Genomic DNA, 22,591 nt, shown 5'->3' with positions numbered 1-22,591 from the left:
ATCATGCGTTATATTACAGCAGGCGAATCACATGGACCAGAGTTGACCGCCATTATCGAAGGGTTACCGGCAGGATTGCCATTAACAGCAGAAGACATCAATTTTGAATTAGCGAGACGACAAACCGGCTATGGTCGTGGGGGACGGATGTTGATTGAAAAAGACCAAGTCCGTATCACTTCCGGTATCCGTCATGGAAAAACATTAGGCTCTCCTGTGACTTTAGTGGTCGAGAACAAAGATTGGAAAAATTGGACCAAGGTCATGGCAATCGAAGAGGTACCAGAAAAAGACCGCAAACTACGACGAGTGGCACGACCAAGACCTGGTCATGCTGACTTGGTCGGCGGCATGAAATACCACCATCAAGATCTACGAAACGTCCTGGAACGTTCATCTGCCCGGGAAACGACTATGCGGGTAGCCATCGGCGCAATCGCGAAGAAAATTTTGAAGGAGCTTGGCATCGATGTGGCAGGTCATGTAACGATGTTAGGCGGCATCAAAGCAGAAATTCCAGAAGGCTTGACTGTCAAAGAAATCGCACAACGCTCTGAAGCCTCGGAAGTAAGAGTCTTAGATCCATCTGTCGAGGAAGAAATTAAACAGTTGATCGATCAAACGAAGAAAAATGGTGATACGATCGGCGGCGTAGTGGAAGTGCTTGTTGGCGGCGTTCCTGCTGGTCTTGGCAGTTACGTGCAATGGGACAAAAAACTTGATGCGAAGATTGCCCAAGCCGTGGTCAGTATCAACGCCTTTAAAGGTGCTGAGTTTGGTGTTGGCTTTGAGGCAGGTGTTTTACCGGGTTCAAAAGTCATGGATGAGATTTTATGGGACGAACAACGGGGCTACACCCGTCGCAGCAACAACCTAGGTGGTTTTGAAGGCGGCATGACGAACGGGGAACCAATTGTGGTTCGCGGGGTTATGAAGCCGATCCCGACCTTGTACAAGCCGTTGCAAAGTGTTGATATCGACAGCAAAGAACCGTATAAAGCAAGCGTCGAACGCTCAGATAGCACCGCTGTACCAGCAGCTAGTGTTGTTTGTGAGAGTGTGGTGGCAACAGTGGTGGCCAATGAACTATTAGAAAAGTTTCCAAGTGATTCTTTCGAAGAATTGACCGCATCTGTTCAGGCGTATCGAGAATACTTGTTAACCTACTGATTAAAGAAGCAGCAAAAAATTCCAGTAGAAATGAGGATTCTTTTCATGAGCCAAAATATCTTCGTCGCCGGTCTAGGATTGATCGGCGCTTCCTTAGCAACATGTATCAAAAAGGCACACCCGCAAGCGCATTTGATGGGGTGGGATTGTCAGGAAACCAATGAGATCGCATTGGCAACAAGTTTAGTAGACGAAGTTCCCCCTTCATTTTCTGAAGGTGCTGTCCATGCCGACGTGATTTTGTTGGCATTGCCGGTAGAGATCACCAAAAACTATCTTGCCGAACTGGGGGCACTTTCATTAAAGCCTTCGGTCCTGGTAACAGACACCGGCAGTACCAAAGCGGAAATCACGCAATTTGCCGAGTCCTTTTCCTTTGATTTTATTGGGGGCCATCCGATGGCTGGCTCTCATAAATCAGGGATCACAGCAGCCGATGAGAACCTTTTCGAGAATGCTTACTATATCTTCACACCGACGAAAAGTCAGCGGGTGGAAGAACTACAAGAGCTTTTTCGCGGCACTAGAGCCAAATATGTGGCACTTGCTCCCCAAGAGCATGATCAAATCACAGGGATGTTGAGCCATCTGCCCCATATTATTGCTTCGGGATTAGTCAATCAGGCAGATGCCTTCAACCACGAACACCCTAGAGCGCAGCAACTTGCAGCAGGCGGTTTTCGCGATATCACTCGCATTGCTTCTTCAGATCCTCGTATGTGGACCGATATCTTATTGAGTAATCGACAGGAGCTGCTGCAGCTGATCGATGAGTGGCAAAAACAAATGACGACCATGGCTCACTGGTTGCAGAAAAAAGACGAAAGGGCGATCTTTCGGTTTTTTGAATCCGCGAAGGAAACACGGGATCAATTGCCGGTTCATCAAAATGGGGCGATCCCAGCATTCTATGATCTATTCATCGATGTACCGGATCATCCCGGCGTTGTCGCTGAAGTGACGGGGCTATTGAGCGAACATCAGCTCTCTTTGATCAACTTGAAAATTCTTGAAACTCGAGAAGATATTATTGGTGTTTTACAGATTTCATTCAAAACGCAAAATGATTTGCTGCAAGCAGAGCAGCTGATTCAAAAAAAGACGACCTATTCATGTCGAAAAAAATAGGAGGCCTTTATGAAACTAAAAAAAGCAACACATCTAAAAGGGACGATAGCAGTCCCTGCTGACAAATCAATCTCGCATCGTAGTATCATGTTTGGGGCGTTAGCCGAAGGGACAACGATTGTCCGTAATTTCTTGCGTGGAGAAGACTGCTATAGCACCCTTCATGCATTTCAATCATTAGGCGTTCCAATCCATGATGACGGTCAGACGATCACGATCGAAGGACAGGGCTTTAATGGCCTTAAGCCTGCCCAAGACCCAATTGATATCGGCAATTCTGGTACAACAATTCGCTTAATGATGGGGATTTTGGCTGGACAGCCATTTACAACCACCTTATTCGGCGATAACTCTTTGAATAAACGTCCGATGAACCGAGTGATGCTGCCATTAAGAGAAATGGGTGCCAATGTGAGAGGGCATGAGCAGACGGAGTTCCCACCGATCACCGTTAATGGTACTGCTTCTTTACAGCCCATCAATTATCAGATGCCCGTAGCAAGTGCCCAAGTAAAATCGGCGCTGATTTTTGCGGCATTGCAAGCACAAGGTACCTCGACGATTATTGAAAAAGAGACAAGTCGCAACCATACCGAAGAAATGATTCGTCAATTCGGTGGTGTCATTACAACACAAGGCAAAACGATCACTGTGACGGGACCTCAAACACTCCAAGAACAAGAAGTAATTGTTCCTGGTGATATTTCCTCCGCTGCTTTTTTCCTAACAGCCGGCGCGATTATGCCAGAAAGTGAGATCGTTTTAAAAAATGTCGGGATCAACCCCACTCGTACAGGAATTCTTGACGTACTAGAGGAGATGGGTGCTTCAATTGCTTTTTCTAATCAAGACGATCAGAATCAATCAGCTGACCTTACCGTTCGAAGTTCTACCTTGCAGGCAGTGACCATCGCTGGCGATATTATCCCACGTTTGATCGATGAATTGCCGATCATTGCGTTGTTAGCCACGCAGGCTCATGGCAAAACGGTGATCAAAGATGCGGAAGAACTAAAAGTAAAAGAAACCAACCGAATTGATGCAACTGCCGAAGAGTTGACAAAACTTGGAGCGGACATCACTCCCACCGAGGACGGGTTGATCATCAACGGTCCAACCCCTTTGCATGGCGGACGTGTGTCAAGTCGGGGGGACCATCGCATCGGCATGATGCTGCAAATTGCCGCCTTATTGACAGATGAAGAGGTAGAATTAGAAAAAGCCGAAGCCGTAGCAGTTTCTTATCCTGATTTTTTTGAGGATGTCGCACGTTTGGCTAAAGGAGGAAACAGCGAGTGAAAAAAGTGATATTAATTGGATTTATGGGTGCTGGAAAAACCACGATTGGTCGTCTTTTGGCTGAAGAAACGAAACAGTCTCATGTGGATTTTGATGACTTGATCGTTGCTGAGATCGGCATGACCATTCAAGAATTTTTCGACCAACACGGTGAGGAAGCCTTTCGCAAAATCGAAACGGATATTTTAGCTAAAACTTTGGCAAAGGAACAAATTATTTCCACTGGTGGGGGCATCGTATTAAAAGAAGAAAATCGTCAACTTTTAAAAGAGATGCCGCTCGTCGTGTATTTAAAAACAGATCCCGAGGAGCTGATTCATCGCTTAAAGGCGGATAATGGCAGCATTCGTCCCTTAGTCGTCTCAAAATCACCAGAAGAAATATTGGCTGTTTACCGTCCTCGGATCCCTCTTTATGAAGAAACTGCTTCATTGATCGTTGAAACGACGAACAAAGCACCAGAAGAAATCGTACAGGAAATTTTGATCAAAGCGGGTGCATAAAATGAAGATTGGTTATTTAGGACCGAAAAGTTCCTTTACGCATATAGCTGCGCAAGAAGCTTATCCGGAAAATACCTGTATCCCCTATGGATCGATTCCGCTTTGTATTCAAGCGCTAGCTAACGGCGTGATCGAACGCGCGGTCGTTCCGAACGAGAACTCATTAGAAGGGTCTGTTCATGCCACGATTGATACGCTCTTTCGTCAAAATCAGTTGAGCATCGAACAGGAAGTTATTTTACCGATCAATCATCAATTGTTAGTTTCTCAGCAAACATCAAAAGACAACCGTCCCATCACTAAGATTATTTCTCATCCGCAAGCCTTAGCGCAATGTGCCGACTTCATCGAAGCCCGATTTGCTGGAGCTACTGTTGAGGCGGTTGCTTCCACAACGACTGCAGCAGCCTACGTAGCAAAACATCCAGAAGAAGCAGTTGCGGCGATTGCTTCCAAAGAAGCGGCATTGGCCTATCAATTAACGATCAAAGAAACCAATATTCAAGATGTTGCCTTTAATCAAACCCGTTTTTGGGTTTTGACGAAGAAAGCAGCAAACACCCAGTTACCAGAGCAGACTGCTGAGAAAGCAACGATTTTTGTGACGCTCCCAGCAAACCGACCGGGGATCTTGCACAAAATCTTAGCAACCTTTGGCTGGCGAGAAATTGATTTAAGCAAAATTGAATCGCGGCCTTCAAAAACCACCTTAGGGGAATACTTTTTCGTGATCGATCTGGTGATGGACAAGCCGTGGCAACTGATTGTAAATGCTTTTGAAGAGATTCAGTTGTTGGGTGGTCAAGTCCATCTTCTCGGCGTGTATTCCGTAAATGTTGTTGAGGAAGTGACAAAAAATGACTCAAGTCAAAATAAAATTTAGCCAAGATGAAACCCTTTTAGCAACGTTTCATAAAGAGATCCAAACACAGCACCATCAATGGTACCCAACGATTTTTAAGCCCTTTGATCAGTCAAGATTTGAACAAGCAATCACACAGCAGCTGCAAGAGCCAAGCCACCACTTTTTTATCGCTTGGTTGGCGGACCAGCCTTGTGGCTTTGTGCATCTTCAAGAGGTCTGTTTGCCACAAAATGCGATGATGCATGAACGAAAGTGGCTGGAAATTGCAGCGATCGCTGTTGACCCTCGGTACCAAGGGATGCATATTGGAAAACAATTGTTGGCATTTGCTGAAAACGTTGCGCTGGAAAAAGGCTTCGATGATCTCTCACTAAACTTTTGGTCGGCAAACCAAGTGAAATCATTTTATGAGCAAGCAGGATTTGTGAGCATACGACAAGGTGCATCAAAGCATCTAAGGTAAAATATGAAGAAATTTCCTAGAAAAAGGTTAAAATTTCAGAAAATAGCTTTCTTTCTATAAGGTCTAGGGTATCCTTATAGACAGAGAGCTATTTTTTAGTTGGAGGATCAGAAGCAATGAGCAGGATGGAAAAAAATAAAAAACTGCATGAACGGCTAGAAAAGGAATCCAGTCAGGCAGCCAAAGAAAGTATCTTTGCCCGTCGAGAAGCCAAAAGAAGAAACCAGCGCGTCAGACCGAGTGATTCTACTTTTTCTGCTGATGAGCGAGTAGGAGACATTCCTTATCAAAACACCGAGCATCCTAGGGCAAGCGACTCTCGTGCGGCTCAAAGTTCTCGAGAACAGTCACAAGTAGGAGCAATAAAATCTGAGGGACGAAAAAGCGCGATCCCTCCGCTATCTGCTCAGAGGCCTGCGATGCATCAAAGCCAGGAACAAAGCAAACAAAAACCGTCAAAGCTTAAGAAGACCAAGCAACCCAAACAAAAGAAAAAGCGGAAGCACCCAGTTCTGCGTATTGTGGTTCGGGTACTATTGGTGCTTTTTGCCTATTCATTGATTGCGTTTCTTGTCGGTCAGCAAGTCGCAAGAAGTGACGCTGCTTTTGCTACGACTGATGAAGAGACCTTTAATGGTACGGCCGCTGCAAATGGTGCTCGGAATATATTGCTCATTGGTAGTGATAGTCGTGAAGGAGAAGCTGGACGAGCAGACACTATTATGGTTTTGCAATTAGATGGTCCCAGTAAGCAACCGAAGCTACTTTCCTTTATGCGGGATACTTTAGTTACGATTCCCGGTTATGGCGAAAACAAGATCAATGCGGCTTATGCCTTTGGTGGTGCTGATTTGGTTAGACAAACGTTAGCGGAGAACTTCGGGCTAGAAACCAACTATTATGCAAAAGTTGACTTTCGTTCCTTTGAAAAAGTGATCGACACATTGTTTCCCTCAGGCGTTGCTATCAACGCGGAAAAAGATATGAGTAAAAATCTTGAAGTTGCCATCAAGCAAGGGCAACAACAAATGAATGGGCTTGAGCTGTTGCAATACGCACGCTTTCGGATGGACGAAGAAGGTGACTTCGGTCGTGTAAGACGACAGCAGCAAGTAATGGATGCGATCTTTAGCGAAATGAAAAATCCTTTAGCTATTTTAAAATTGCCTTATGCAGCTGGAAAAGTCTTAGGCTATGCTTCCACCAACCTGCCATTGTCTTTCCTATTAAAAAATACCTTCTCGATTGCTCGAGGGGCGGGAGGAGTCGACAGCTTGACTGTCCCAGTCGCTGACTCTTGGCAATACGGTTCAAGTGCGAGTGCCGGAAGTGTGTTAGTCGTCAATCTTGAAACCAATCAACAAGCGATCAGGAATTTTCTTAATGAGTAAGCAGAATGAAAAGTTCTGAAAACCATTTGAAAGTAAGTAAATTTATGCTATATTATTAATGACGTTTGAAATTTGTTGAAACGAGGAAAAAGAATGAAATTAGCCGTTGTTACTGACAGTACAGCTTATCTGCCGGAACGGATCAAAAACCATGAAGATTTGTTTATCATACCGATCCCTGTTATTTTAGATGGAAAAGTCTACAATGAGGGCATCGACATTGAAGCTGATGAGTATTACGCTTTGTTGAAAAACAGCAAAGAATTCCCAACCACTTCTCAACCGGTATTAGGAGAAGTGTTAGCCTTATATGAGTCATTGAAAGATCGCGGTTACGACACGATCATTAGTATCCACTTATCAAGCGGTATCTCTGGATTTATCGGAACGCTTTATGGAATTACCGATGAAATCGAAGGCGTTCAAATCATTCCTTACGATTCGAAAATCACAAGTATGCCGATGGGGCACATGGTAGAAACCGCTCTTGATCTGTCAAGTCAAGGCAAAACCGTAGAAGAGATCATTTCCCATCTGGACACTATCAGAGACAATACCTATGCCTATTTGATCGTTGACGACTTGAATAACTTGGTTCGTGGCGGTCGCTTAACCAATGGAGCAGCCTTGATTGGCGGATTATTAAAAATCAAACCGATTTTGACCTTTGATCAAGGAAAAATTGTGCTTTACGAGCGCATTCGTTCCAGCAAAAAAGCATTCAATCGCGCGGAAGATATCATTGGTCAACGGGAGCAAGAAATCGCATTGCCTGTTAAATTTTATGTAATCCACGCCAATAATTTAGAAGTAGCGAAAGAAGAAAAAGCGAAGCTACAAGCGAAATACCCAAATGCAGAAATTGAGATTGGTCACTTCGGACCAGTTATCGGCACGCATTTAGGGGAAAAAGCCATTGGCATCGCTATTTCAGCGCAATAATTTTTATTTTTTCTATGTTTATTCACGCCATTATCTCCTCAAGACAATGTATGTAAGAATCAGTTAGACGTTCGTCTAGCTGGTTCTTTTTTCTGCTTTTTTGAGATTCGCTTGTAAAAAATCACACAAACTCGTACAATAGGATCAAAATGAAGGACTTGCAAAGGAGGAATTGCTATGAAGTGTTCCTTAAGAAGGTGGCAAATGAGCGATGCGCAAGATTTAGCCCATGCGTTAAATAATCAATCCATCCACGATTATTTACGGGAGGGGTTGCCATTCCCGTATACGGTCGCAGATGCACAAGCCTATATTCGATCTGTGGAAGAAGCAGAATTTGCCTTTGCAATCACTGTGGATGACCGAGCAGTCGGCAGTATCCGTGCTGTTCGCAAAGAAAATATCCATTATAGAACGGCTGAGATTGGCTACTCTATTGCACAAGAGTACTGGGGAAAAGGTTTGATGACACAAGCCGTTCAACAACTATGTGACTATATATTTACTACTTCAACTATCGTTCGTATTTCTGCTGAATCTTTTGCGAAGAATCATTCCTCTTGTCGTGTGTTGGAAAAGGCAGGTTTTACATTAGAAGGCGTTTTGCGAAAGCATGCGGAGAAAAACCATCAGCTGTTAGATATGAAACTCTATGCGTTGATTCGTCAAGAGGAAGACGGGCAGGATGACAACAATCAAAAAGGAGAAACCTATGAATGAACTGCAAAAGTTACCAAATGTAGGCCAAGTTTTAGCGGATCACCTGGTTCGTATCGGCATCAGTACCCCTGAACAATTGCGCACAAAAACGGCCGAAGCCATTTTTGTGACGATCCGCCAACAATGTGATGCGGGCGCTTGCCTCCATATGCTCTATGGTATTGAAGGGGCGATCCAAGGCATTCCCAAAGCCCAACTTGCAAGTCAGAGAAAGCAAGAATTGCGCCTTTTTTTCAATCAATTGAGCTAGTGAAGTAATGCGTCATAAAAAAGCACTTTTTAAGAGCGTTTGTTTTTAGATACTTCTTATCAAGTGCTTTTTCTATAGACATCTGTCCCTAGCTACTAGAAAAGACCTTTTGCTTGTCCCAAACTAGCTTCATCATTATACTTACTCTATCTAGTAAATTAGTAATTTACTAAACAAGGAGTGAGAACAATGAAAATACCAGAAAACTTGAAACATAAGCCCGTCATTAAAGTGGAAGACTATGATACTGTTGACGGAAAAAATGCGTTACATACGGATGCAAAAGGCCTTTCCCTCGGATTGGCACAATGGAACGACCGGGGAAAAGTCGATATCTCAGGCAAGGTTTGGCGCCACACAGGTGAAAAATGGTCTCGTCAGTCAGAAGAACTACCGCTCACTAGAATCTTAGATCTAGCAATCTTAGTGGCGCAATCCAGTTTGTATTTTCAAGAGGCTTATCGCCATGAAAAGTTTTACGATCCTGAAAATCCGTTGATCGAGATCATTGGCTTACAAGGAAATCGTATGACCGTTGAAGTAGACACCGAAAATCCTAAGATCGATGAAGACATTCTACTTTTTTATGATTCCTTGCAAAAAGATGGCGAACTTTATGGTGAACGCTTCAAAATCCTAAAACGGCTTTTGGATGAGCTAGGTTATTAAGAAAAGGAGCAGATTACCATGACACAAATTCAACCGTCTTTTGTCGTAACGAAAGGACGCGCTTTTAGCAAATTAGAACAAACAATGATTTGGAAGAAACCACAAAGTCATCAGACCAGTGCCGAAGAACTGCGAATCGCTTCAGAGATCGCGTTGAACTGGACGGATCCAGAAATGAAGATCTTCAATGTGTTGTTGGAAGGCGATGCTGGTTCCGGCAAGACCCAGTTGGCAAAGGCACTTTCTGCCGACCTGCAACTGCCCTACACCAAAATCACCTGCTTTGCGGATATGGATAAGTCAGATGTGTTTGGTGCTTTATTACCAGTGATCAACACCGACCAAGAAGAGGACAAGGACTTGCTGGATGCGATTTATCAAAGTGATTGTTTTGAAGATGTTTTGGGGTTGATCCAGCGGCATTTTTCCCTGACTCGTGAGCGGGCACGGGCGAAATTTGCAGAACTGATCGAACGAATCGAAACCAGTGATCAACAACCTACGATTCAATACAAATTTTATCCCTCCGAAATCGTACGGGCGCTGGAAAAAGGCTACTTGCTTGAGATTCAAGAGCCAACGGTCATTCGTGATGCTTCGGTACTAGTGGCACTAAACTCGGCCCTTGAACAAAATGGAATGCTGAATATCCCGACTGGCTTCGTCCGACGACACCCTGACTGTGTGGTGATCATCACAACGAATCGGAATTACCAAGGCAACCGCCCCTTGAACGAATCCTTGCGAGACCGGATGCAGCATGCTGAAAAAATGGATTTACCTGAGCTGGCAGTCATGGTGCAGCGAGGCATTGCCAAAACCAATTATCCAGACAAAACGACTGCGGAGAAAATGGCTGAGATCATACGCTTGCTAGACGTGACCGCCAAAGCCAATGCCATCAAAGGGGTGGCGGGCATGCGTTCCTATTTTTATTGGCTAAATGCAGTCAAACAAGGACAAGATCCTTTTACTGCAATTGATAGCAAAGTGCTATACAAAATCACCACCGATCCAAATGAGCTTTCTCTGTTACAACAGGCACTAGAAGCTTCAGGGTTATTGGCGCAACTGCGACTTTTGTTTTCTGGACAACCACTAAATGCTTTTAAACAACAAATCAAAGGGCGTCGAATCAGCAGCGAAGAGGCGGACCAGCGCAATGTAGTGGAAGAAGGTACGCCCGTCCTAAAAAATGAACAAGTCCTTGAGACGCCCAATCAAGAAACTGAGGCGGAAACGATGGAAACCAGTGATTCTGACAAACAAGAAGCGAAAAGCGCAGCAACTGAGGCGACGTTTTCAGAAGAACTGGAACGCAATAGTCATGATGGCCAAGCAAAAGCTGGGAGTGAGGCACAAGAGGCAGCTCCTGCTGCTCATTCTTTGTCGATCGAAGCGTATGAAACCCAGGAGAAAGAAAAGAAAACCACGGCATCAAAGACAGCACGACAAGCATTGAAAGAATCAATCCATGCCAAAGAAGGGCTGATCGTTCATCGACCACCCGTCGATTTAGAAAAAGCGACTGAAGCCCAACAGCGTTTGCAGCCGTTGCTGCCGATCGTAGAGTCATTGATCAAGCAAACCCAAGAAGTATTGGAAAATGAACAAGCTTCGGCATACAGTAAAGGTAAGTACAGCGGCACACGCTTTGATGCCAGCAAGGTTGCGTATCAAGATTTCCGGACCTTTGACAAGAAGAATCCACCTCATGAACAGCCTTCCTTAGCTCTTGCTTTGCGCATCGATGAATCGGGTTCGATGATTCGAGAAGATCGGATATTGTATGCGCAACAGGCGGTCTTAGCGGTGAATGCTTTTGCCGAACGTTTATCTTTGCCATTGATGATCTATGGCGATACAGCAGACGTGACCGCTCGTGAAAAAACCTCGCTTTTTGCATACAAAGAATTTAATGAAGGCTTTGAATTTGTGCCAGAGAAACTCATGACAATGAAGCCTCGGCAAAATAACCGTGATGGAGCTGTCTTGCGCGTGCTAGCTGAAAAGCTCGCTCATCAGCCGGCAACCACTAAATTACTCTTGAATATCAGTGATGGCCAGCCAAAAGCTCTTCCTGATTATACAGGGGGAAAAGCCAAAGAAGATATTCAGCAGGTGATCGCTGACTATGAACGACAAGGGGTGCTGTTTCTTGCAGCTGCTATTGGGCAAGACAAAGAGGTGATCAAAGCGATTTATGGGGAAGAACGCTTTATTGATCTTTCCAATCTAACAGAATTTCCGCAGCGTTTGTTGCAGCTACTGACAAGGTATCTGTAAACGTCGATAGCTAAAGGGAAAAGAGTGTGGACTGCATGCCGCACTCTTTTTTTGATCATAATTATATTATGTAAACAAGATGATATTTTTCTAAATTTGGATAGTTCTGTAAAATAGACGCCAAAAGGAGAGATATCATGAACAAATGGCGGTACTTCTACTATCCTTGCCAATTCGGCTGGCACGCGGCTCTTCGTAGGCGCAGATTGCTGATGAGTGGTGTATTGGCGATTCTTCTACTGATCATCGCCATCTTTGCAGAGCATTGGCTAGTGTTTTTTCATCAATGGCTACAATATGAAACAAATAGCAGTGAGAATCAGATGGATCTCACATATGCCAGTTGGCTTTTCTTTTTGCAATTGCTGCGCTTCGTACTTAGCATTCTAGCTATAGGCTTGATCGCCACCTTTTTATGGCACTGCAATCACATGTATCGTTTTCATTTGATGGGGGAGGAGCAGCAATCCCTGAGTATTCGGTTGTTGTTAGGACAGTCTCCGTTGGTGGTCACCTTAGAAGAGCTTTTCTTTGTAGGCATTCAAAGCATTGTTATTGGTTTGATAGGGCTTGTCAGCGGTTTGTGGCTTAGTCAAAAAGCACTGCAGGATATTTTTCATTTCTTTCATCTTCCCGCAGGCTTTACTTTTGAATTTCCCTTTAAAGGTCTATTAATCACGCAACTTGGTGTGCTCTTGCTGCTTTTTTTGTTACGATTCCGCGGTACAAAGAGGACGGTTGAAGAGATTCTCGGTAACGGATGCCCGAATGAGTGAGGGGATGATAGGTTGCTTTTATTTCCCTCTTTTAAAATGCGAACATATGTTTTATAATAGGTGAAACAAGATAAAGGTCGTGAATTTGTGAAGACATCCTTAACTTTAGAAATGGAAGAGGCACTTTATTATTATTGTCGTGAAAACAGTGATATTGTGGTAGAAGAGGTAGTCATGCCAGATGATCACGGCATCGTGGATACTTTGAGTTGTCGCTTGACGACTGAAAATACATTTGAATGGCGTTGCTACGAACTCAAAGTTAGTTTGGCAGATTTTCGCTCAAAAGCAAAACTATCCTTTATTGGGAATTATAATTATTTTGTCTTACCCAAGTCATTGTATGAAAAAGTCAAAGATCAGATTGCACCTACAATTGGTGTTTTGGTCTATCATGCATTTCTTGAAAAAGAAACGGGCAGCAAAGGGTATTTCAGTGTCGAAAAGAAACCCCAACGGCAAGAGCTGCAGGTTCCAGAAAATGGCTTATTGTTTCGGTTGATTTCGGCACAAGCGAGAGAAGTCGGCAAAGCAAAACAGACTGCTCGAGGATTGCGGGTATTTTCAACAGAACGTTTGTACCAAGAACTGAAGAAACGCCAGCCTGAGTATGACTTGTTCGGTGGTGGAGTCAATTACTATGATCGATTTATTGAAGATACTCAGCTGCAAGCGATCGAAGCCTTGAAAGAAGAATTGGCCGCTACGAGAGCAGCCTATGAAGCGCTGGAAAAACGTTTTTTATCAGGCGAGTAAGAAGGAGAGAAGAAGATGTACTTCCCGTATATTCGTGGAAAACAATTTGATTTATTGGCGTTGAAAGCACTGTTGGAACAAGATCGCTTGTCAGAAGCGATCCAGCCGATCATTGAACCGGTCAAGCAATCAAAAACGTTTTGGACGACCATTGACCTGTTTCAAAGGAAGCAGCATCCTTTTTATCTTGTTCGCAATCCACAGGCTGGGGCTTTTCTGACTGCAGAGGGGTTAGCAGAGTTGCAAAATGTTGCTACCCCTAAAGCAATGATCGTAGATCGACCCATTGAAACAGTGGAAGAAACGCCTGATCTTTGGATCGTTCATCAAGCGGACCAAGCACTCGCTAGTGATTGGCGGGAAAATACACTGCCGGTGCTGGTAGGCAAAGAGTTTCGTTTGTTAAATAAAATCAACGGACCGAAACTACTGATGGAAGATCCGTTTACCCGTTTACCTAAAAATAGTTTTTATACAGAATGTCCGGACGAAGGGTTTTCAAAAACCCATCATCTTTATCAAAAATTGGGTTATGCTGGGTTTAGTGATTTTTCTGTCGATAGCAAAATTTATTATGAGCACAGTTATCCCTCAAAGCGGTTGGTTTTGCATTGGATCTATCCGACAACTGAGCAAGATTTGCGAATCGTTCACTTATTTTCTGAGGAAGAATTACCAAATCAGAAAGAAAAGTTTTTCGAAGTCATGGAAGCTTTGTTACAGCATGAAGAAGAGTATCCTACACAAACAGCTGGGCTGCAGCTATTAATTGCTGCCTATCAGCAAAGGTCGTTTCCAGGTATGGGCGTTATTCGGAAAGCTGCGGTTATGAATCACTTGGAACTCGTCAGTCGTCTTATTTAGTCTCTATACGTATACGATGGTAAGCTCTAACAAAATACTGCCATTTATTGTACAAAACACCTTGATTGCACCCATTGTTTTCAGGATAGTGATAAAATCAGGGAAAAGGAGTTGGCGCTCGTGGGAACAAAAGATAGAGAATATTATCGAAATGAAGGAAAAGAATTTGAAAAAAATAAGAAAAACCTGCTTATTCGACGTTTAAATCAACTAATCATTGTTTTGGTCGTTTTGATCATTGTCTTTTCGGCGATCCTGTATTACATAGTTTGAAACTTTCCGTAGCTGTCATTGCTTTATTAGCAGCAACAAAAAGAAAATTGTACTTAGATGACTGTGATCCCTTGATTAGGACTCGCTATGGGAATTGGATCCGTTTAGGTGAAAACTGAACGCAACTCAACTTTTCTTGTTTATCGTTGCTGGTTTGCCTGTGATCAAGATTCCCATTAGGCTATTTAGTTAGCACAAATTTGGCTGGGTTATGTACGAATCATTACTGATAAAATCGTGAACAGCGATTCATTAAGCATTGAGTGATTCATTGAGATTGGCCAGCAGCTGCAAACTATCTTTGAATTCAAAGATTCAAGGATCAACAAGATCAAATACAGACAAAGGTACAGATATAATTTGTCAATTGATTTTCTTGTCAGTCGTAAAATAAACAAAAATCCTAAACTATCGCTTAAATAACCGTTTTTTTGGATTATGCTGCTAATTAGGTTAATTGTGAAGGAAATAATCATGAATAAGAGAGAGGAGAGTCGCACAATTACTAGCTAAATACGGTGTTCAAAAAATTTTTTATTTTAGTTTACATAATATATATTATACAAAGTTCATAGTTAAAATATAAAGGCTAATAAGCTTATTTTTTTTGCTCTTTTTAGCCCTCTCTACGTTATTTAATATATTTGTAACATTTCAACCCTGTTTTTAATGCCTATTAATCCAATTTTTTATGTTTTCCCAAGAACTTAATTCTGGATTTTCTTCACTGACTTCTAATATTTTTTTCAAGCCACCTAGAATCCCCAATATAAAAATAACCATAATAATATTCGTCATTTCTTAACCTCCAAACCATTTGTCACTCTAATAACAATGTTATCAAAATAAGCGATACAGCAATCCACAATAGCAACTTACTATTAAACGGATTGTTGAACGTATCTTTTTTGAATCTACTGCCAGTGAAAATATAATAGAGAATCAAAATGATACTTATAATCAAAAGAATATCATTTCCTATGGTTATCCATAATCTATCGGAATTTATAAATGCCATTCAATCACCTCAATTAATTTTACCATTAAACATAATTTGATTAAATTAATTAACTGATTTTTGAATGTTTTTCTTCATAATATTTTAAAATGGATTTTGAAGTATTTAACCATCCGTTAACTGATTGTTGTTTGCTAAATGACTGTTTATTTTTTATATAAGAAATCATATCTGATTTAAGTTGATTTCGAAATTCATCTTTTTTTGCAAACTCTAAAGCCATTTCCAATTGCTGGTCACTCATTTGAGATTTGCCTTTCTCGATGATATAATCATTAAAGAGTTTATCATCTGAACCGAGCGAGATATACAGAGTTGCTAGTGAAGCAAGCACTTGCTTGTCAATCCAGTCCTTTGTACGAAGAACACTTTTATCGGGAGCTTGTAGAGAGAGCTTAATTTTGCCAATATTATTGAGAAATTTATCCCACCATCTAGTGTTTTTCCATCTTGCTCTGTTCGTATCATTTCCCTTTACCTTAAACGCAATATAGCGATTTAACAATCCTCTAAGAAAATCACCCAAATCCATATCGTTATTAACAATCACATCTAAAGCAGCCTTTGCGCGATCGCCACGAAGCTGAACCTCAGTACGAACCCATGTTTTAATATCCTCATGAAAATATTTACCTCTTTGCAACCGTTCATAGTATTTATCATAAAATCGAAATATTACTTCCGATTGTCCAAAATATAATGTTTGCCCCTCAGTCTGACCAGTTTCAAGATTTATCTTTTCAAAATTTCTGCCATGCTTAAAACGACTCGCTACACAACCGTTTCTCATACATAATTCTAACTGGTGTATCGTAAATATGTTGTTAAAATCATCAATCGCAATATCTAAACGAGTTACATTTGCTTTTTCTTCAAGTACAAACTCAAAAACTTCTATCCATGTCCATTTAGTGTGTTCAAACAATTCCTCGAATTGACGACAACCTTGTCCCCCTAAATTTAACCAAATACCCATAGAATCGTTATGACCTTCAAAATAAAACTCTATATTATCCCATATTGCTGATTTTAAATAACCATTTATCCCCTTTTCTTTCACTGTAAACTTCTCTAAAGGAAACCGAAAAAGTGCTGCAAGTTCTTGCCAATTTCTTGCAGAGAAAAAAGTGCAACTAAACCAGTCTACGCAAGCGATTGGAGATTTTGGGCATGTATCGACAACCCCCCTGTTAGAAACGGGGGTTGAATTTTCTTTTCCATCATACATAAGCTGCTACCTTCCCTTTTAAGATAACACGTTCGATAGATTTTATAAAATAATGAGGAACATTTGAAGCGCCTTTCCTACTAACACCAAGTTTCACTCGAACCTTATCATTTCTTTTGAACTTTGATAGATCAATCTTGTAATTTACAAGATAATGAAGTTCTGTATTTGATTCGGGATCACTCAATACTAACAATTGTACTTTTCTTTTATACATTTCTCGGATAGAAATCCGTTTAATAATCATAAAGTCATATTCAACAAACATAGAAATACCTCTTTCCATTTGATATATTTTAAGAAAGGTGGTGAAAAAATGAATTCAGCAAACGATGCAAATATAGAAATCTATCCAACACTAACTATCTACTACTTAATATTTTTTATTTTAGGAGTTTGTTTAGTTGCTTTTTCAGCTAAATTTTTGACAGATGCAATCATTAAGAGGAATTCGTTGAAGGATAGAGAACTAAAAAGAATAGTCGTAACTTGGGTTATTCTCTTTAGTATTGGAATATCTTTAATTGCTCCTGGAATAAACAGAGTTTTAGAGCACTTATTCGTTGCATTTTTCCTAAAAAGTAAGTGATCAACTCCCCACCCCCTCATTCTGGAGGGGCACCCCTCGGCGGGAGCCAGCTTCTCCGGTATGGTAATACCGAAGAAGACACTCAAGGGTTTGGGGTTCTGTGTATAGTAGTCAAGGCATAAATTCGCTACGCTCAGACATTTATACTTGACTACGCTTTATATACGTTTCTATTTGTTAACAAGCATTAGATTGGTATTTGGATTCTTTTTTTCTTCAATTGCTTGTTGAGATAAAGTTTTGATAACTGCATAGGAATCGTAGAGCATTCTTAAATCATCTGTTTGAATGAATGACGTTGTACGTAAACGGTGTAACTGCTTTTTGCTATCTGGTTTATCAATATTGTGTGAAAACTCGTCAGCATCGTAAAAACGCCCTCTAGTGTAACGCCCCATTATCGTATTACAAACACAAACTTCAAATGTCTGTTCACGGAGTGCCTTAGAAACACGTGTGAAAACTTGAGAAGTACCTAAAATTTTGATATGTTGCTTTCTTTGCTGAGTAACAACTGCAAGGACATCACGAGAAACTTTTGAAAAGCTATCAAAATCATTTTGGATCTCGTCCCATAAAATAAGAATGCCACTCGCTTCTGCTTCTTTTGCTTTCAATACTGCATTCGCAATATCTGCCAAACTTTTTAGGGGTTCATTCTCGTAAACATAGCCAAAGTTGCTACAAATATATAAGTCAGGATATTCTTCACGATAACGCTCAGCTTCATGTACTAAAGTCATCGTTTTCCCTGCACCTTGTCGACCTGTAAAAAGTGTTAATCCATATTCTTTAAAAGGTTTTATCCCCATTTTCCGCAACTTCCTTGCTTCTTTATAATCAATTCCCTTATACTTGATAAACTCGAAAATTTTCATGCTTTTAACTCCTTCAATGTTTTAGCTTCTTAATTTGACAAATCTATTCTTCCATTCGATAAAGGTGCAAAAATGCTTGCCACGCTTGCGCGCGGACTGCATTTTTTGCCCCTCTTTATCCGCCTATAAAAGGAATTTTTTTGTATACAAAATTAAATATTTTTAAAATAAATTGAACATTTTGAACAGCAATTAAAACACCTAGAGCTGTTATCAAAGTACCAACTGGGAAAAAATAGACTGCTAAACCAAGCATTTCTCGAAAAGCTGTTGTATCTGGTAACTCAAAGTTAAATTCGATTGTGGGAATCAACGATATAAGCAAATCTATGACACCAATAATTAGTTTAAATAGCAACTCAATTATCATTGATTAAATCCCCATTTCCTGTTATTTTCCTAAAAATGTAAATTGCTACAGATAGCCAAATGCTTAACGCCATAACAGTTCTAAAGCGAACAACAACCCAATCGATAGTATTAAAGTCTGGTGCAAATTGTGCTCCCATTATGTCAATAGAAATAACCTCTTTAAATTCAGCATCAATAGGCTGAACAACTTCAACTATTTGACCGCCTAAACTCAAGAAACCATCAAATTTTGCATCAAGTTTAATTTTTATTGACCCGAATCCTTCATCAATAAAATCAATGTTTTCTGGAACAATGAGCTTAATTATTTGGTTAATCAAATCCCCTAATATATCTAATATTTCCTTAACAATATCAGTTAGACTGGTTAAGGCAGTAGTTAAAATATCTCCTAATGTTTTAATCAACTCTGTTAAAAAATCCCAAAAATTGGTACCAGCTTCATTAACAATATTTCCAAAACTTAATTCTTCTAACATTTTTTGTAATCGATCATAATCAAATGGAGGAACTATTAACGGTGGCTTACTATAAATCATTCGCAACCAATCTATTATTAACAATAATGAATCGTTCGCAATGATAATATTGTCATTAATTTCAATGATAAAGAATCTTGTCTTATCCATTTCTTCCATAAATGCATAAAGCAAACGATAAAGTAATGAATCCTTATTGTTCACGTTGTAAATATGGTCAAAATAGTTGTTAAGCAACCCCTGGAGCCACAAAGGTAAATTGTTCCAACGCTTGTCATAAGCTTCCCAGAAGAAACCACCGTCCGTAAAATAAAAATCAAATTGTGCTTGAATATTACGTGCTAAAGAGTTAATAGCTACAACTACCTCAGTTATACTCGAGCTGATTCTTATCGCTACCGCCTTCATGAGTTTGACGGCATCACCATCATTATCTAATATTGGACCCATATAATCGTCTGATTTCCATGTATCATGCAAACCGAGAATCGCTGCTATAATTGCAGCGTCCGTCCAGTTCCAACTATTTAACGATTTTTCTATCTCTGTGATACGGCTACTATTACTAGCGATTGCATTGCCATGAACCGCATTAAGAGCAACTTGTGCTGTCTGCCAAACATTTAATGCAGTAACATTGTTTCCAATCATAGAATTCCAATCACGCTGTTGTCCTTGCCATGTGTTCAAGTTCTCTAAGTTTTTACCGAAAACACTATTTAAATCTTGTTGATCACTACGCCAATTGTTTAGCGAAGTTACATTATTTCCAATAGTGGTATTCCATGTACGTTGCTGTCCTTGCCAATTATTAAGATTCTCAAGGTTTTTGCCGAAGACACTATTTAAATCTTGTTGGGCATTGCGCCAGTTGTTCAATGAAGTTACGTTATTTCCAATAATGGTATTCCATGTACGTTGCTGTCCTTGCCAATTATTAAGATTCTCAAGATTTTTACCGTAAACACTGTTTAAGTCTTGTTGCGCTGAGCGCCAATTATTTAACGTAGTAACATTATTTCCAATCATTGTATTCCACGACCGCTGTTGACCTTGCCAAGTGTTGAGTGAAGATAGGTTGTTCCCATACGTACTGTTCAATTGTTGCTGTGCCGTTCTCCAGTTGTTCAATGACGATATATTGTTGCCATAGGTAGTATTTAAATTCTGCTGTGCTGTCCGCCAACTATTTAACGATGAAATACTATTACCTGTTGCAGTATTCCAAGTACGTTGTTGACCTTGCCATGTTTCTAAGTTTGATATTCTGCTAAAAGCATTACTTATTTGTGTAGTGTGTTGCGTAACTCTAGAATTAAGTGAAGTAATATTGTTGCCGTACGTGCTGTTAAGACTTTGTTGAGCTGTACGCCAATTTTCTAGACCGTTTAAACGAGAATTAACACCAGCAAAACTATTTCTGGATTGACGAACAATCATATCGATATTATGAGCAACCTGTGCTGGAGTTAACGTTCCATCTAATCGCCAACTAACAAAATAACCCGCAATATTCCACCCATTGTTAGGGCCTGCATAAACTGTATCTGCTTTCCTTGGAGATATTTCTGTCGAAACATTCCCGAAAACGTGAGGATTCGATAAATCATAATATTCAAATCCTAGTTTATCCGTAGGATTTGTTTCACTGCTTTCTTCATTGTTGGATTTATCTGAACTGTTTTCTTCTTGAGTGCTACTAACACTATCCAAATAGCCAAACGAAGAATCAACAATCCTATTGCTATTTGAATTGCTATCAAGGCTACCTCTATCAGATAATACGTCAGTAATGAAACTATCGGCATGAACGTAATTACCACGATAGAAAAAGCCAAGAATAAAAAAACTATACCTACCCATTTGACAATTTTCTTTGCATTAATCATTTGTTTTCCTCCTCATTTTGGACAACATCATCTAATCCATAATAAAAACAATAATCATTCCAATTATCTAAGTCATAACCATTGATTTTAGCGTCAATATAATCACTTTCTGAATATGGTTTTTCTTTGTTTTTTATCTGATCATAAGACATATATATCCCCCCATAGATTTTTATCAGAAATAAAAAAGACTGGCTAACTAAGCCAGCCTCTAAGCCGTTAAATCAATAAACTTTCTTATCCCTTGTTCATCATAGATTTGACAAGTCCAAATCCTTTTTTCGCTACCCAAGTAACAGAAAAAACAGCAACACCTGCACCGATTGCAACTGGCACAACCGCAGTAATTGCACTTACTACTGGTTCAAACATATCCGCAGTAAACATCTTCATTCCTCCATTTTTTTATTTTAAGCAAATGCACTATCGAAAAGCCGAGACAATCCTTTATAAGCTAAGAAACACGGAATAAATCCAAACAGAAATACGATTAAAGCTAAATCTGTAAAATTCCTTATTTCTTTCTCTTGCAATTGTTCCTCGCTTACTTCGGTACTTTCAACTAATGTATTTAGCTTATTGCTAATTTCATTTAAGGTTATTTCTTGATTTTCTGTGTCAAGATTTCCTAAAGCGACTTTTATTTCATCAATATTAGATTGATTCGCTTTTTGAGCATTTTCTTGAGTTACAAAATACCCGTTAATCATTTCAAATCTTTGTTCAGAGAGTTCAAGAGCTTCCTGTTCTTGTTTCTTTTGCTCTTCTATCTCTTTTTGTTGCTTTTCAGCAAGTACTTTAGCATCGTTAGAATCCTTAGTAGCTTGTATAGTCCGTTCATTTTCTGCCCGCTCCAATTCTTTTGTATACGTAGCATTAAACGTTTGTAACTCCTTCAATATAGCTTCCAAGAGTTGTTCTTGCCGTTCTTCCATATTAGGCAGCAGTGATAGATAAGCAGTTTAAATTAGTGCTGTATCCACGTCGTTCAGCTTTTAAAACAACTTTACATTTTGCGCCTTCACCACAACTGATTGTAAGATTTTCATCTGCAAAAAATTCTAATCGCTGATAATTCTTAGTGTCGATAAAGTGGAGTGTAACGTACGGATTACCTGATTTTGAAACCTTTTCTTCTTTCTTCTCGAAAATCAAATCTGTATTACTGACAAACATTTGACAACCTCCTCAATTTATAATAAGTTGAACCTAATTAAGTTCACAAATTAAGTATACCTTAATATTTTTTAAAATAAACTTTTTACCGTTCACTTAGAGTGTTATAATTTTATAAATTGAGAGGAGTTTAAGGTATGGACCATTCTTTACAAAATAAATTAATTGCAGATAGAATTAAACAACTAGCCTTTGAAAATAATATAACAATTCGTAAACTAGCTTTGCTAGGAGGGATAAGACAGTCCACGATCAATAACATCATCAATAACGGCTCAATACCAACTGTTTCAACAGTTTTATCTATTTGTACAGCTTTAAATATGACTCTTCCTGAGTTTTTTGATTTCTATCCATATAACAAAAAAGAAGCCTCTTGCGAGGCTCCAATTAAGTGACAACTTATATATTATACAAAGTTACATTCAAAAAAGGGTTCGTGCCATTCTAAATAGTTCAAGACAATTTTGTATCATTTTACCTCCCTCCGAATGACTTTTATCAGTAGATTGTCGCTAATGCACCTAAAATTCAATTAAAACTAAGAATTTCTTGTTTTACATGTTCTTCAGATTCTTTTTTTGATTTGCTGATTAACAGATTGATA

27 protein-coding genes are annotated in these 22,591 nt (G+C 40.1%); 17 read left to right on the top strand and 10 right to left on the bottom strand.

The features are described from left to right. Positions 1 to 3 precede the first annotated feature (3 nt). The 15 genes from aroC (at position 4) to ACIPK1_RS11760 (ending at position 14,082) form a co-directional block, all read left to right on the top strand. Positions 4 to 1,170, top strand: a complete 1,167-nt coding sequence (aroC, locus tag ACIPK1_RS11830) for a chorismate synthase (RefSeq protein ID WP_016620144.1) — start codon at positions 4 to 6, stop codon at positions 1,168 to 1,170. A gap of 45 nt (positions 1,171 to 1,215) precedes the next feature. Beyond that, the gene (locus tag ACIPK1_RS11825) at positions 1,216 to 2,298 is read left to right on the top strand and encodes a prephenate dehydrogenase (RefSeq protein ID WP_400450978.1); all 1,083 of its coding nucleotides are present in this window, start codon (positions 1,216 to 1,218) and stop codon (positions 2,296 to 2,298) included. 9 nt (positions 2,299 to 2,307) lie between these two features. Beyond that, the gene (gene aroA / locus ACIPK1_RS11820) at positions 2,308 to 3,597 is read left to right on the top strand and encodes a 3-phosphoshikimate 1-carboxyvinyltransferase (protein ID WP_400450975.1); all 1,290 of its coding nucleotides are present in this window, start codon (positions 2,308 to 2,310) and stop codon (positions 3,595 to 3,597) included. Next, the gene (locus ACIPK1_RS11815) at positions 3,594 to 4,100 is read left to right on the top strand and encodes a shikimate kinase (RefSeq protein ID WP_008379901.1); all 507 of its coding nucleotides are present in this window, start codon (positions 3,594 to 3,596) and stop codon (positions 4,098 to 4,100) included. The genes aroA and ACIPK1_RS11815 overlap by 4 nt, the downstream gene beginning before the upstream one ends. A gap of 1 nt (position 4,101) precedes the next feature. Continuing rightward, a complete protein-coding gene (gene pheA / locus ACIPK1_RS11810) occupies positions 4,102 to 4,983 on the top strand; it encodes a prephenate dehydratase (RefSeq protein WP_400450974.1) in 882 nt (293 codons plus the stop codon). Continuing rightward, positions 4,958 to 5,428: a GNAT family N-acetyltransferase gene (locus tag ACIPK1_RS11805; protein ID WP_005235950.1), complete on the top strand. Its 471-nt coding sequence runs from the start codon at positions 4,958 to 4,960 to the stop codon at positions 5,426 to 5,428. Before pheA ends, ACIPK1_RS11805 begins: the two co-directional genes overlap by 26 nt. 116 nt (positions 5,429 to 5,544) lie before the next feature. Then, complete coding sequence (locus tag ACIPK1_RS11800) at positions 5,545 to 6,819, top strand: LCP family protein (RefSeq protein WP_400450971.1); 1,275 nt, start codon at positions 5,545 to 5,547, stop codon at positions 6,817 to 6,819. Positions 6,820 to 6,912: 93 nt separating this feature from the next. Continuing rightward, complete coding sequence (locus tag ACIPK1_RS11795; RefSeq protein ID WP_005235946.1) at positions 6,913 to 7,761, top strand: DegV family protein; 849 nt, start codon at positions 6,913 to 6,915, stop codon at positions 7,759 to 7,761. Positions 7,762 to 7,938: 177 nt separating this feature from the next. After that, positions 7,939 to 8,481: a GNAT family N-acetyltransferase gene (locus tag ACIPK1_RS11790; protein ID WP_008379907.1), complete on the top strand. Its 543-nt coding sequence runs from the start codon at positions 7,939 to 7,941 to the stop codon at positions 8,479 to 8,481. Continuing rightward, positions 8,474 to 8,731, top strand: coding sequence for a TfoX/Sxy family DNA transformation protein (locus ACIPK1_RS11785; protein ID WP_005235943.1), 258 nt, complete (start codon positions 8,474 to 8,476; stop codon positions 8,729 to 8,731). The genes ACIPK1_RS11790 and ACIPK1_RS11785 overlap by 8 nt, the downstream gene beginning before the upstream one ends. Positions 8,732 to 8,920: 189 nt before the next feature. Beyond that, positions 8,921 to 9,400: a DUF6530 family protein gene (locus ACIPK1_RS11780; RefSeq protein WP_005235941.1), complete on the top strand. Its 480-nt coding sequence runs from the start codon at positions 8,921 to 8,923 to the stop codon at positions 9,398 to 9,400. 18 nt (positions 9,401 to 9,418) lie between these two features. Continuing rightward, complete coding sequence (locus ACIPK1_RS11775; RefSeq protein WP_061054175.1) at positions 9,419 to 11,686, top strand: AAA family ATPase; 2,268 nt, start codon at positions 9,419 to 9,421, stop codon at positions 11,684 to 11,686. Between the two features lie 137 nt (positions 11,687 to 11,823). Beyond that, complete coding sequence (locus tag ACIPK1_RS11770; protein ID WP_042890746.1) at positions 11,824 to 12,462, top strand: hypothetical protein; 639 nt, start codon at positions 11,824 to 11,826, stop codon at positions 12,460 to 12,462. A gap of 87 nt (positions 12,463 to 12,549) precedes the next feature. Continuing rightward, positions 12,550 to 13,218: a hypothetical protein gene (locus tag ACIPK1_RS11765; protein ID WP_008379910.1), complete on the top strand. Its 669-nt coding sequence runs from the start codon at positions 12,550 to 12,552 to the stop codon at positions 13,216 to 13,218. A gap of 15 nt (positions 13,219 to 13,233) precedes the next feature. Next, positions 13,234 to 14,082 (top strand): sce7725 family protein, encoded by an 849-nt coding sequence (locus ACIPK1_RS11760; protein ID WP_005235936.1) that lies wholly within the window; start codon positions 13,234 to 13,236, stop codon positions 14,080 to 14,082. Positions 14,083 to 15,021: 939 nt separating this feature from the next. Here the strand turns inward: ACIPK1_RS11760 and ACIPK1_RS11755 are convergent. The 3 genes from ACIPK1_RS11755 to ACIPK1_RS11745 form a co-directional block, all read right to left on the bottom strand. Further along, positions 15,022 to 15,153, bottom strand: a complete 132-nt coding sequence (locus tag ACIPK1_RS11755; protein ID WP_258317228.1) for a hypothetical protein — start codon at positions 15,151 to 15,153, stop codon at positions 15,022 to 15,024. 269 nt (positions 15,154 to 15,422) lie between these two features. Continuing rightward, positions 15,423 to 16,601: a replication initiation factor domain-containing protein gene (locus ACIPK1_RS11750; RefSeq protein WP_074933852.1), complete on the bottom strand. Its 1,179-nt coding sequence runs from the start codon at positions 16,599 to 16,601 to the stop codon at positions 15,423 to 15,425. Further along, entirely contained in the window at positions 16,594 to 16,869 is a 276-nt protein-coding gene (locus ACIPK1_RS11745) for a hypothetical protein (protein WP_400450967.1), read from the bottom strand. Before ACIPK1_RS11745 ends, ACIPK1_RS11750 begins: the two co-directional genes overlap by 8 nt. Positions 16,870 to 16,917: 48 nt before the next feature. On the opposite strand from ACIPK1_RS11745, the gene ACIPK1_RS11740 reads away from it, so the two are divergent. Then, positions 16,918 to 17,190: a hypothetical protein gene (locus ACIPK1_RS11740; RefSeq protein ID WP_400450966.1), complete on the top strand. Its 273-nt coding sequence runs from the start codon at positions 16,918 to 16,920 to the stop codon at positions 17,188 to 17,190. Positions 17,191 to 17,360: 170 nt separating this feature from the next. Here the strand turns inward: ACIPK1_RS11740 and ACIPK1_RS11735 are convergent, their stop codons facing one another. From ACIPK1_RS11735 to ACIPK1_RS11705, 7 genes are all read right to left on the bottom strand, one after another. Further along, the gene (locus ACIPK1_RS11735) at positions 17,361 to 18,068 is read right to left on the bottom strand and encodes an ATPase (RefSeq protein WP_074933862.1); all 708 of its coding nucleotides are present in this window, start codon (positions 18,066 to 18,068) and stop codon (positions 17,361 to 17,363) included. A gap of 115 nt (positions 18,069 to 18,183) precedes the next feature. Then, on the bottom strand, positions 18,184 to 18,438 hold the full coding sequence (locus tag ACIPK1_RS11730; RefSeq protein WP_074933866.1) for a hypothetical protein: 255 nt from the start codon (positions 18,436 to 18,438) through the stop codon (positions 18,184 to 18,186). After that, positions 18,428 to 20,782 (bottom strand): hypothetical protein, encoded by a 2,355-nt coding sequence (locus ACIPK1_RS11725; RefSeq protein ID WP_400450964.1) that lies wholly within the window; start codon positions 20,780 to 20,782, stop codon positions 18,428 to 18,430. The genes ACIPK1_RS11730 and ACIPK1_RS11725 overlap by 11 nt, the downstream gene beginning before the upstream one ends. 22 nt (positions 20,783 to 20,804) lie before the next feature. Continuing rightward, positions 20,805 to 20,960: a hypothetical protein gene (locus ACIPK1_RS11720; RefSeq protein ID WP_400450963.1), complete on the bottom strand. Its 156-nt coding sequence runs from the start codon at positions 20,958 to 20,960 to the stop codon at positions 20,805 to 20,807. Positions 20,961 to 21,045: 85 nt separating this feature from the next. Then, complete coding sequence (locus tag ACIPK1_RS11715; protein WP_181409216.1) at positions 21,046 to 21,195, bottom strand: hypothetical protein; 150 nt, start codon at positions 21,193 to 21,195, stop codon at positions 21,046 to 21,048. A 23-nt stretch (positions 21,196 to 21,218) separates the two neighbouring features. Further along, the gene (locus ACIPK1_RS11710) at positions 21,219 to 21,743 is read right to left on the bottom strand and encodes a hypothetical protein (protein ID WP_400450962.1); all 525 of its coding nucleotides are present in this window, start codon (positions 21,741 to 21,743) and stop codon (positions 21,219 to 21,221) included. Position 21,744: 1 nt separating this feature from the next. Further along, entirely contained in the window at positions 21,745 to 21,984 is a 240-nt protein-coding gene (locus ACIPK1_RS11705; RefSeq protein ID WP_400450961.1) for a hypothetical protein, read from the bottom strand. A 137-nt stretch (positions 21,985 to 22,121) separates the two neighbouring features. On the opposite strand from ACIPK1_RS11705, the gene ACIPK1_RS11700 reads away from it, so the two are divergent. Continuing rightward, positions 22,122 to 22,382 carry a helix-turn-helix domain-containing protein gene (locus tag ACIPK1_RS11700; RefSeq protein WP_400450959.1) on the top strand — a complete coding sequence of 87 codons (261 nt, stop codon included), beginning with the start codon at positions 22,122 to 22,124 and terminating at the stop codon, positions 22,380 to 22,382. Positions 22,383 to 22,591 lie beyond the last annotated feature (209 nt).

Origin of the sequence: Enterococcus sp. NPDC086594 (assembly GCF_044746145.1) — a bacterium.
In the GTDB taxonomy this organism is placed as follows: Bacteria; Bacillota; Bacilli; order Lactobacillales; family Enterococcaceae; genus Enterococcus_D; species Enterococcus_D entomosocium.
Note: the sequence above shows the minus strand (reverse complement) of the source record. Positions and strands in the feature narration are given on the sequence as shown.

Bases quoted from the DNA above. Each gene is read 5' to 3' on its own strand.
- aroC (WP_016620144.1), top strand. From the start codon at position 4: ATGCGTTATATTACAGCAGGCGAATCACATGGACCAGAGTTGACCGCC.
- ACIPK1_RS11825 (WP_400450978.1), top strand. From the start codon at position 1,216: ATGAGCCAAAATATCTTCGTCGCCGGTCTAGGATTGATCGGCGCTTCC.
- aroA (WP_400450975.1), top strand. From the start codon at position 2,308: ATGAAACTAAAAAAAGCAACACATCTAAAAGGGACGATAGCAGTCCCT.
- pheA (WP_400450974.1), top strand. From the start codon at position 4,102: ATGAAGATTGGTTATTTAGGACCGAAAAGTTCCTTTACGCATATAGCT.
- ACIPK1_RS11805 (WP_005235950.1), top strand. From the start codon at position 4,958: ATGACTCAAGTCAAAATAAAATTTAGCCAAGATGAAACCCTTTTAGCA.
- ACIPK1_RS11800 (WP_400450971.1), top strand. From the start codon at position 5,545: ATGAGCAGGATGGAAAAAAATAAAAAACTGCATGAACGGCTAGAAAAG.
- ACIPK1_RS11795 (WP_005235946.1), top strand. From the start codon at position 6,913: ATGAAATTAGCCGTTGTTACTGACAGTACAGCTTATCTGCCGGAACGG.
- ACIPK1_RS11790 (WP_008379907.1), top strand. From the start codon at position 7,939: ATGAAGTGTTCCTTAAGAAGGTGGCAAATGAGCGATGCGCAAGATTTA.
- ACIPK1_RS11785 (WP_005235943.1), top strand. From the start codon at position 8,474: ATGAATGAACTGCAAAAGTTACCAAATGTAGGCCAAGTTTTAGCGGAT.
- ACIPK1_RS11780 (WP_005235941.1), top strand. From the start codon at position 8,921: ATGAAAATACCAGAAAACTTGAAACATAAGCCCGTCATTAAAGTGGAA.
- ACIPK1_RS11775 (WP_061054175.1), top strand. From the start codon at position 9,419: ATGACACAAATTCAACCGTCTTTTGTCGTAACGAAAGGACGCGCTTTT.
- ACIPK1_RS11770 (WP_042890746.1), top strand. From the start codon at position 11,824: ATGAACAAATGGCGGTACTTCTACTATCCTTGCCAATTCGGCTGGCAC.
- ACIPK1_RS11760 (WP_005235936.1), top strand. From the start codon at position 13,234: ATGTACTTCCCGTATATTCGTGGAAAACAATTTGATTTATTGGCGTTG.
- ACIPK1_RS11755 (WP_258317228.1), bottom strand. From the start codon at position 15,153: ATGACGAATATTATTATGGTTATTTTTATATTGGGGATTCTAGGTGGC.
- ACIPK1_RS11750 (WP_074933852.1), bottom strand. From the start codon at position 16,601: ATGTATGATGGAAAAGAAAATTCAACCCCCGTTTCTAACAGGGGGGTT.
- ACIPK1_RS11745 (WP_400450967.1), bottom strand. From the start codon at position 16,869: ATGTTTGTTGAATATGACTTTATGATTATTAAACGGATTTCTATCCGA.
- ACIPK1_RS11740 (WP_400450966.1), top strand. From the start codon at position 16,918: ATGAATTCAGCAAACGATGCAAATATAGAAATCTATCCAACACTAACT.
- ACIPK1_RS11735 (WP_074933862.1), bottom strand. From the start codon at position 18,068: ATGAAAATTTTCGAGTTTATCAAGTATAAGGGAATTGATTATAAAGAA.
- ACIPK1_RS11730 (WP_074933866.1), bottom strand. From the start codon at position 18,438: ATGATAATTGAGTTGCTATTTAAACTAATTATTGGTGTCATAGATTTG.
- ACIPK1_RS11725 (WP_400450964.1), bottom strand. From the start codon at position 20,782: ATGGGTAGGTATAGTTTTTTTATTCTTGGCTTTTTCTATCGTGGTAAT.
- ACIPK1_RS11720 (WP_400450963.1), bottom strand. From the start codon at position 20,960: ATGTCTTATGATCAGATAAAAAACAAAGAAAAACCATATTCAGAAAGT.
- ACIPK1_RS11715 (WP_181409216.1), bottom strand. From the start codon at position 21,195: ATGTTTACTGCGGATATGTTTGAACCAGTAGTAAGTGCAATTACTGCG.
- ACIPK1_RS11710 (WP_400450962.1), bottom strand. From the start codon at position 21,743: ATGGAAGAACGGCAAGAACAACTCTTGGAAGCTATATTGAAGGAGTTA.
- ACIPK1_RS11705 (WP_400450961.1), bottom strand. From the start codon at position 21,984: ATGTTTGTCAGTAATACAGATTTGATTTTCGAGAAGAAAGAAGAAAAG.
- ACIPK1_RS11700 (WP_400450959.1), top strand. From the start codon at position 22,122: ATGGACCATTCTTTACAAAATAAATTAATTGCAGATAGAATTAAACAA.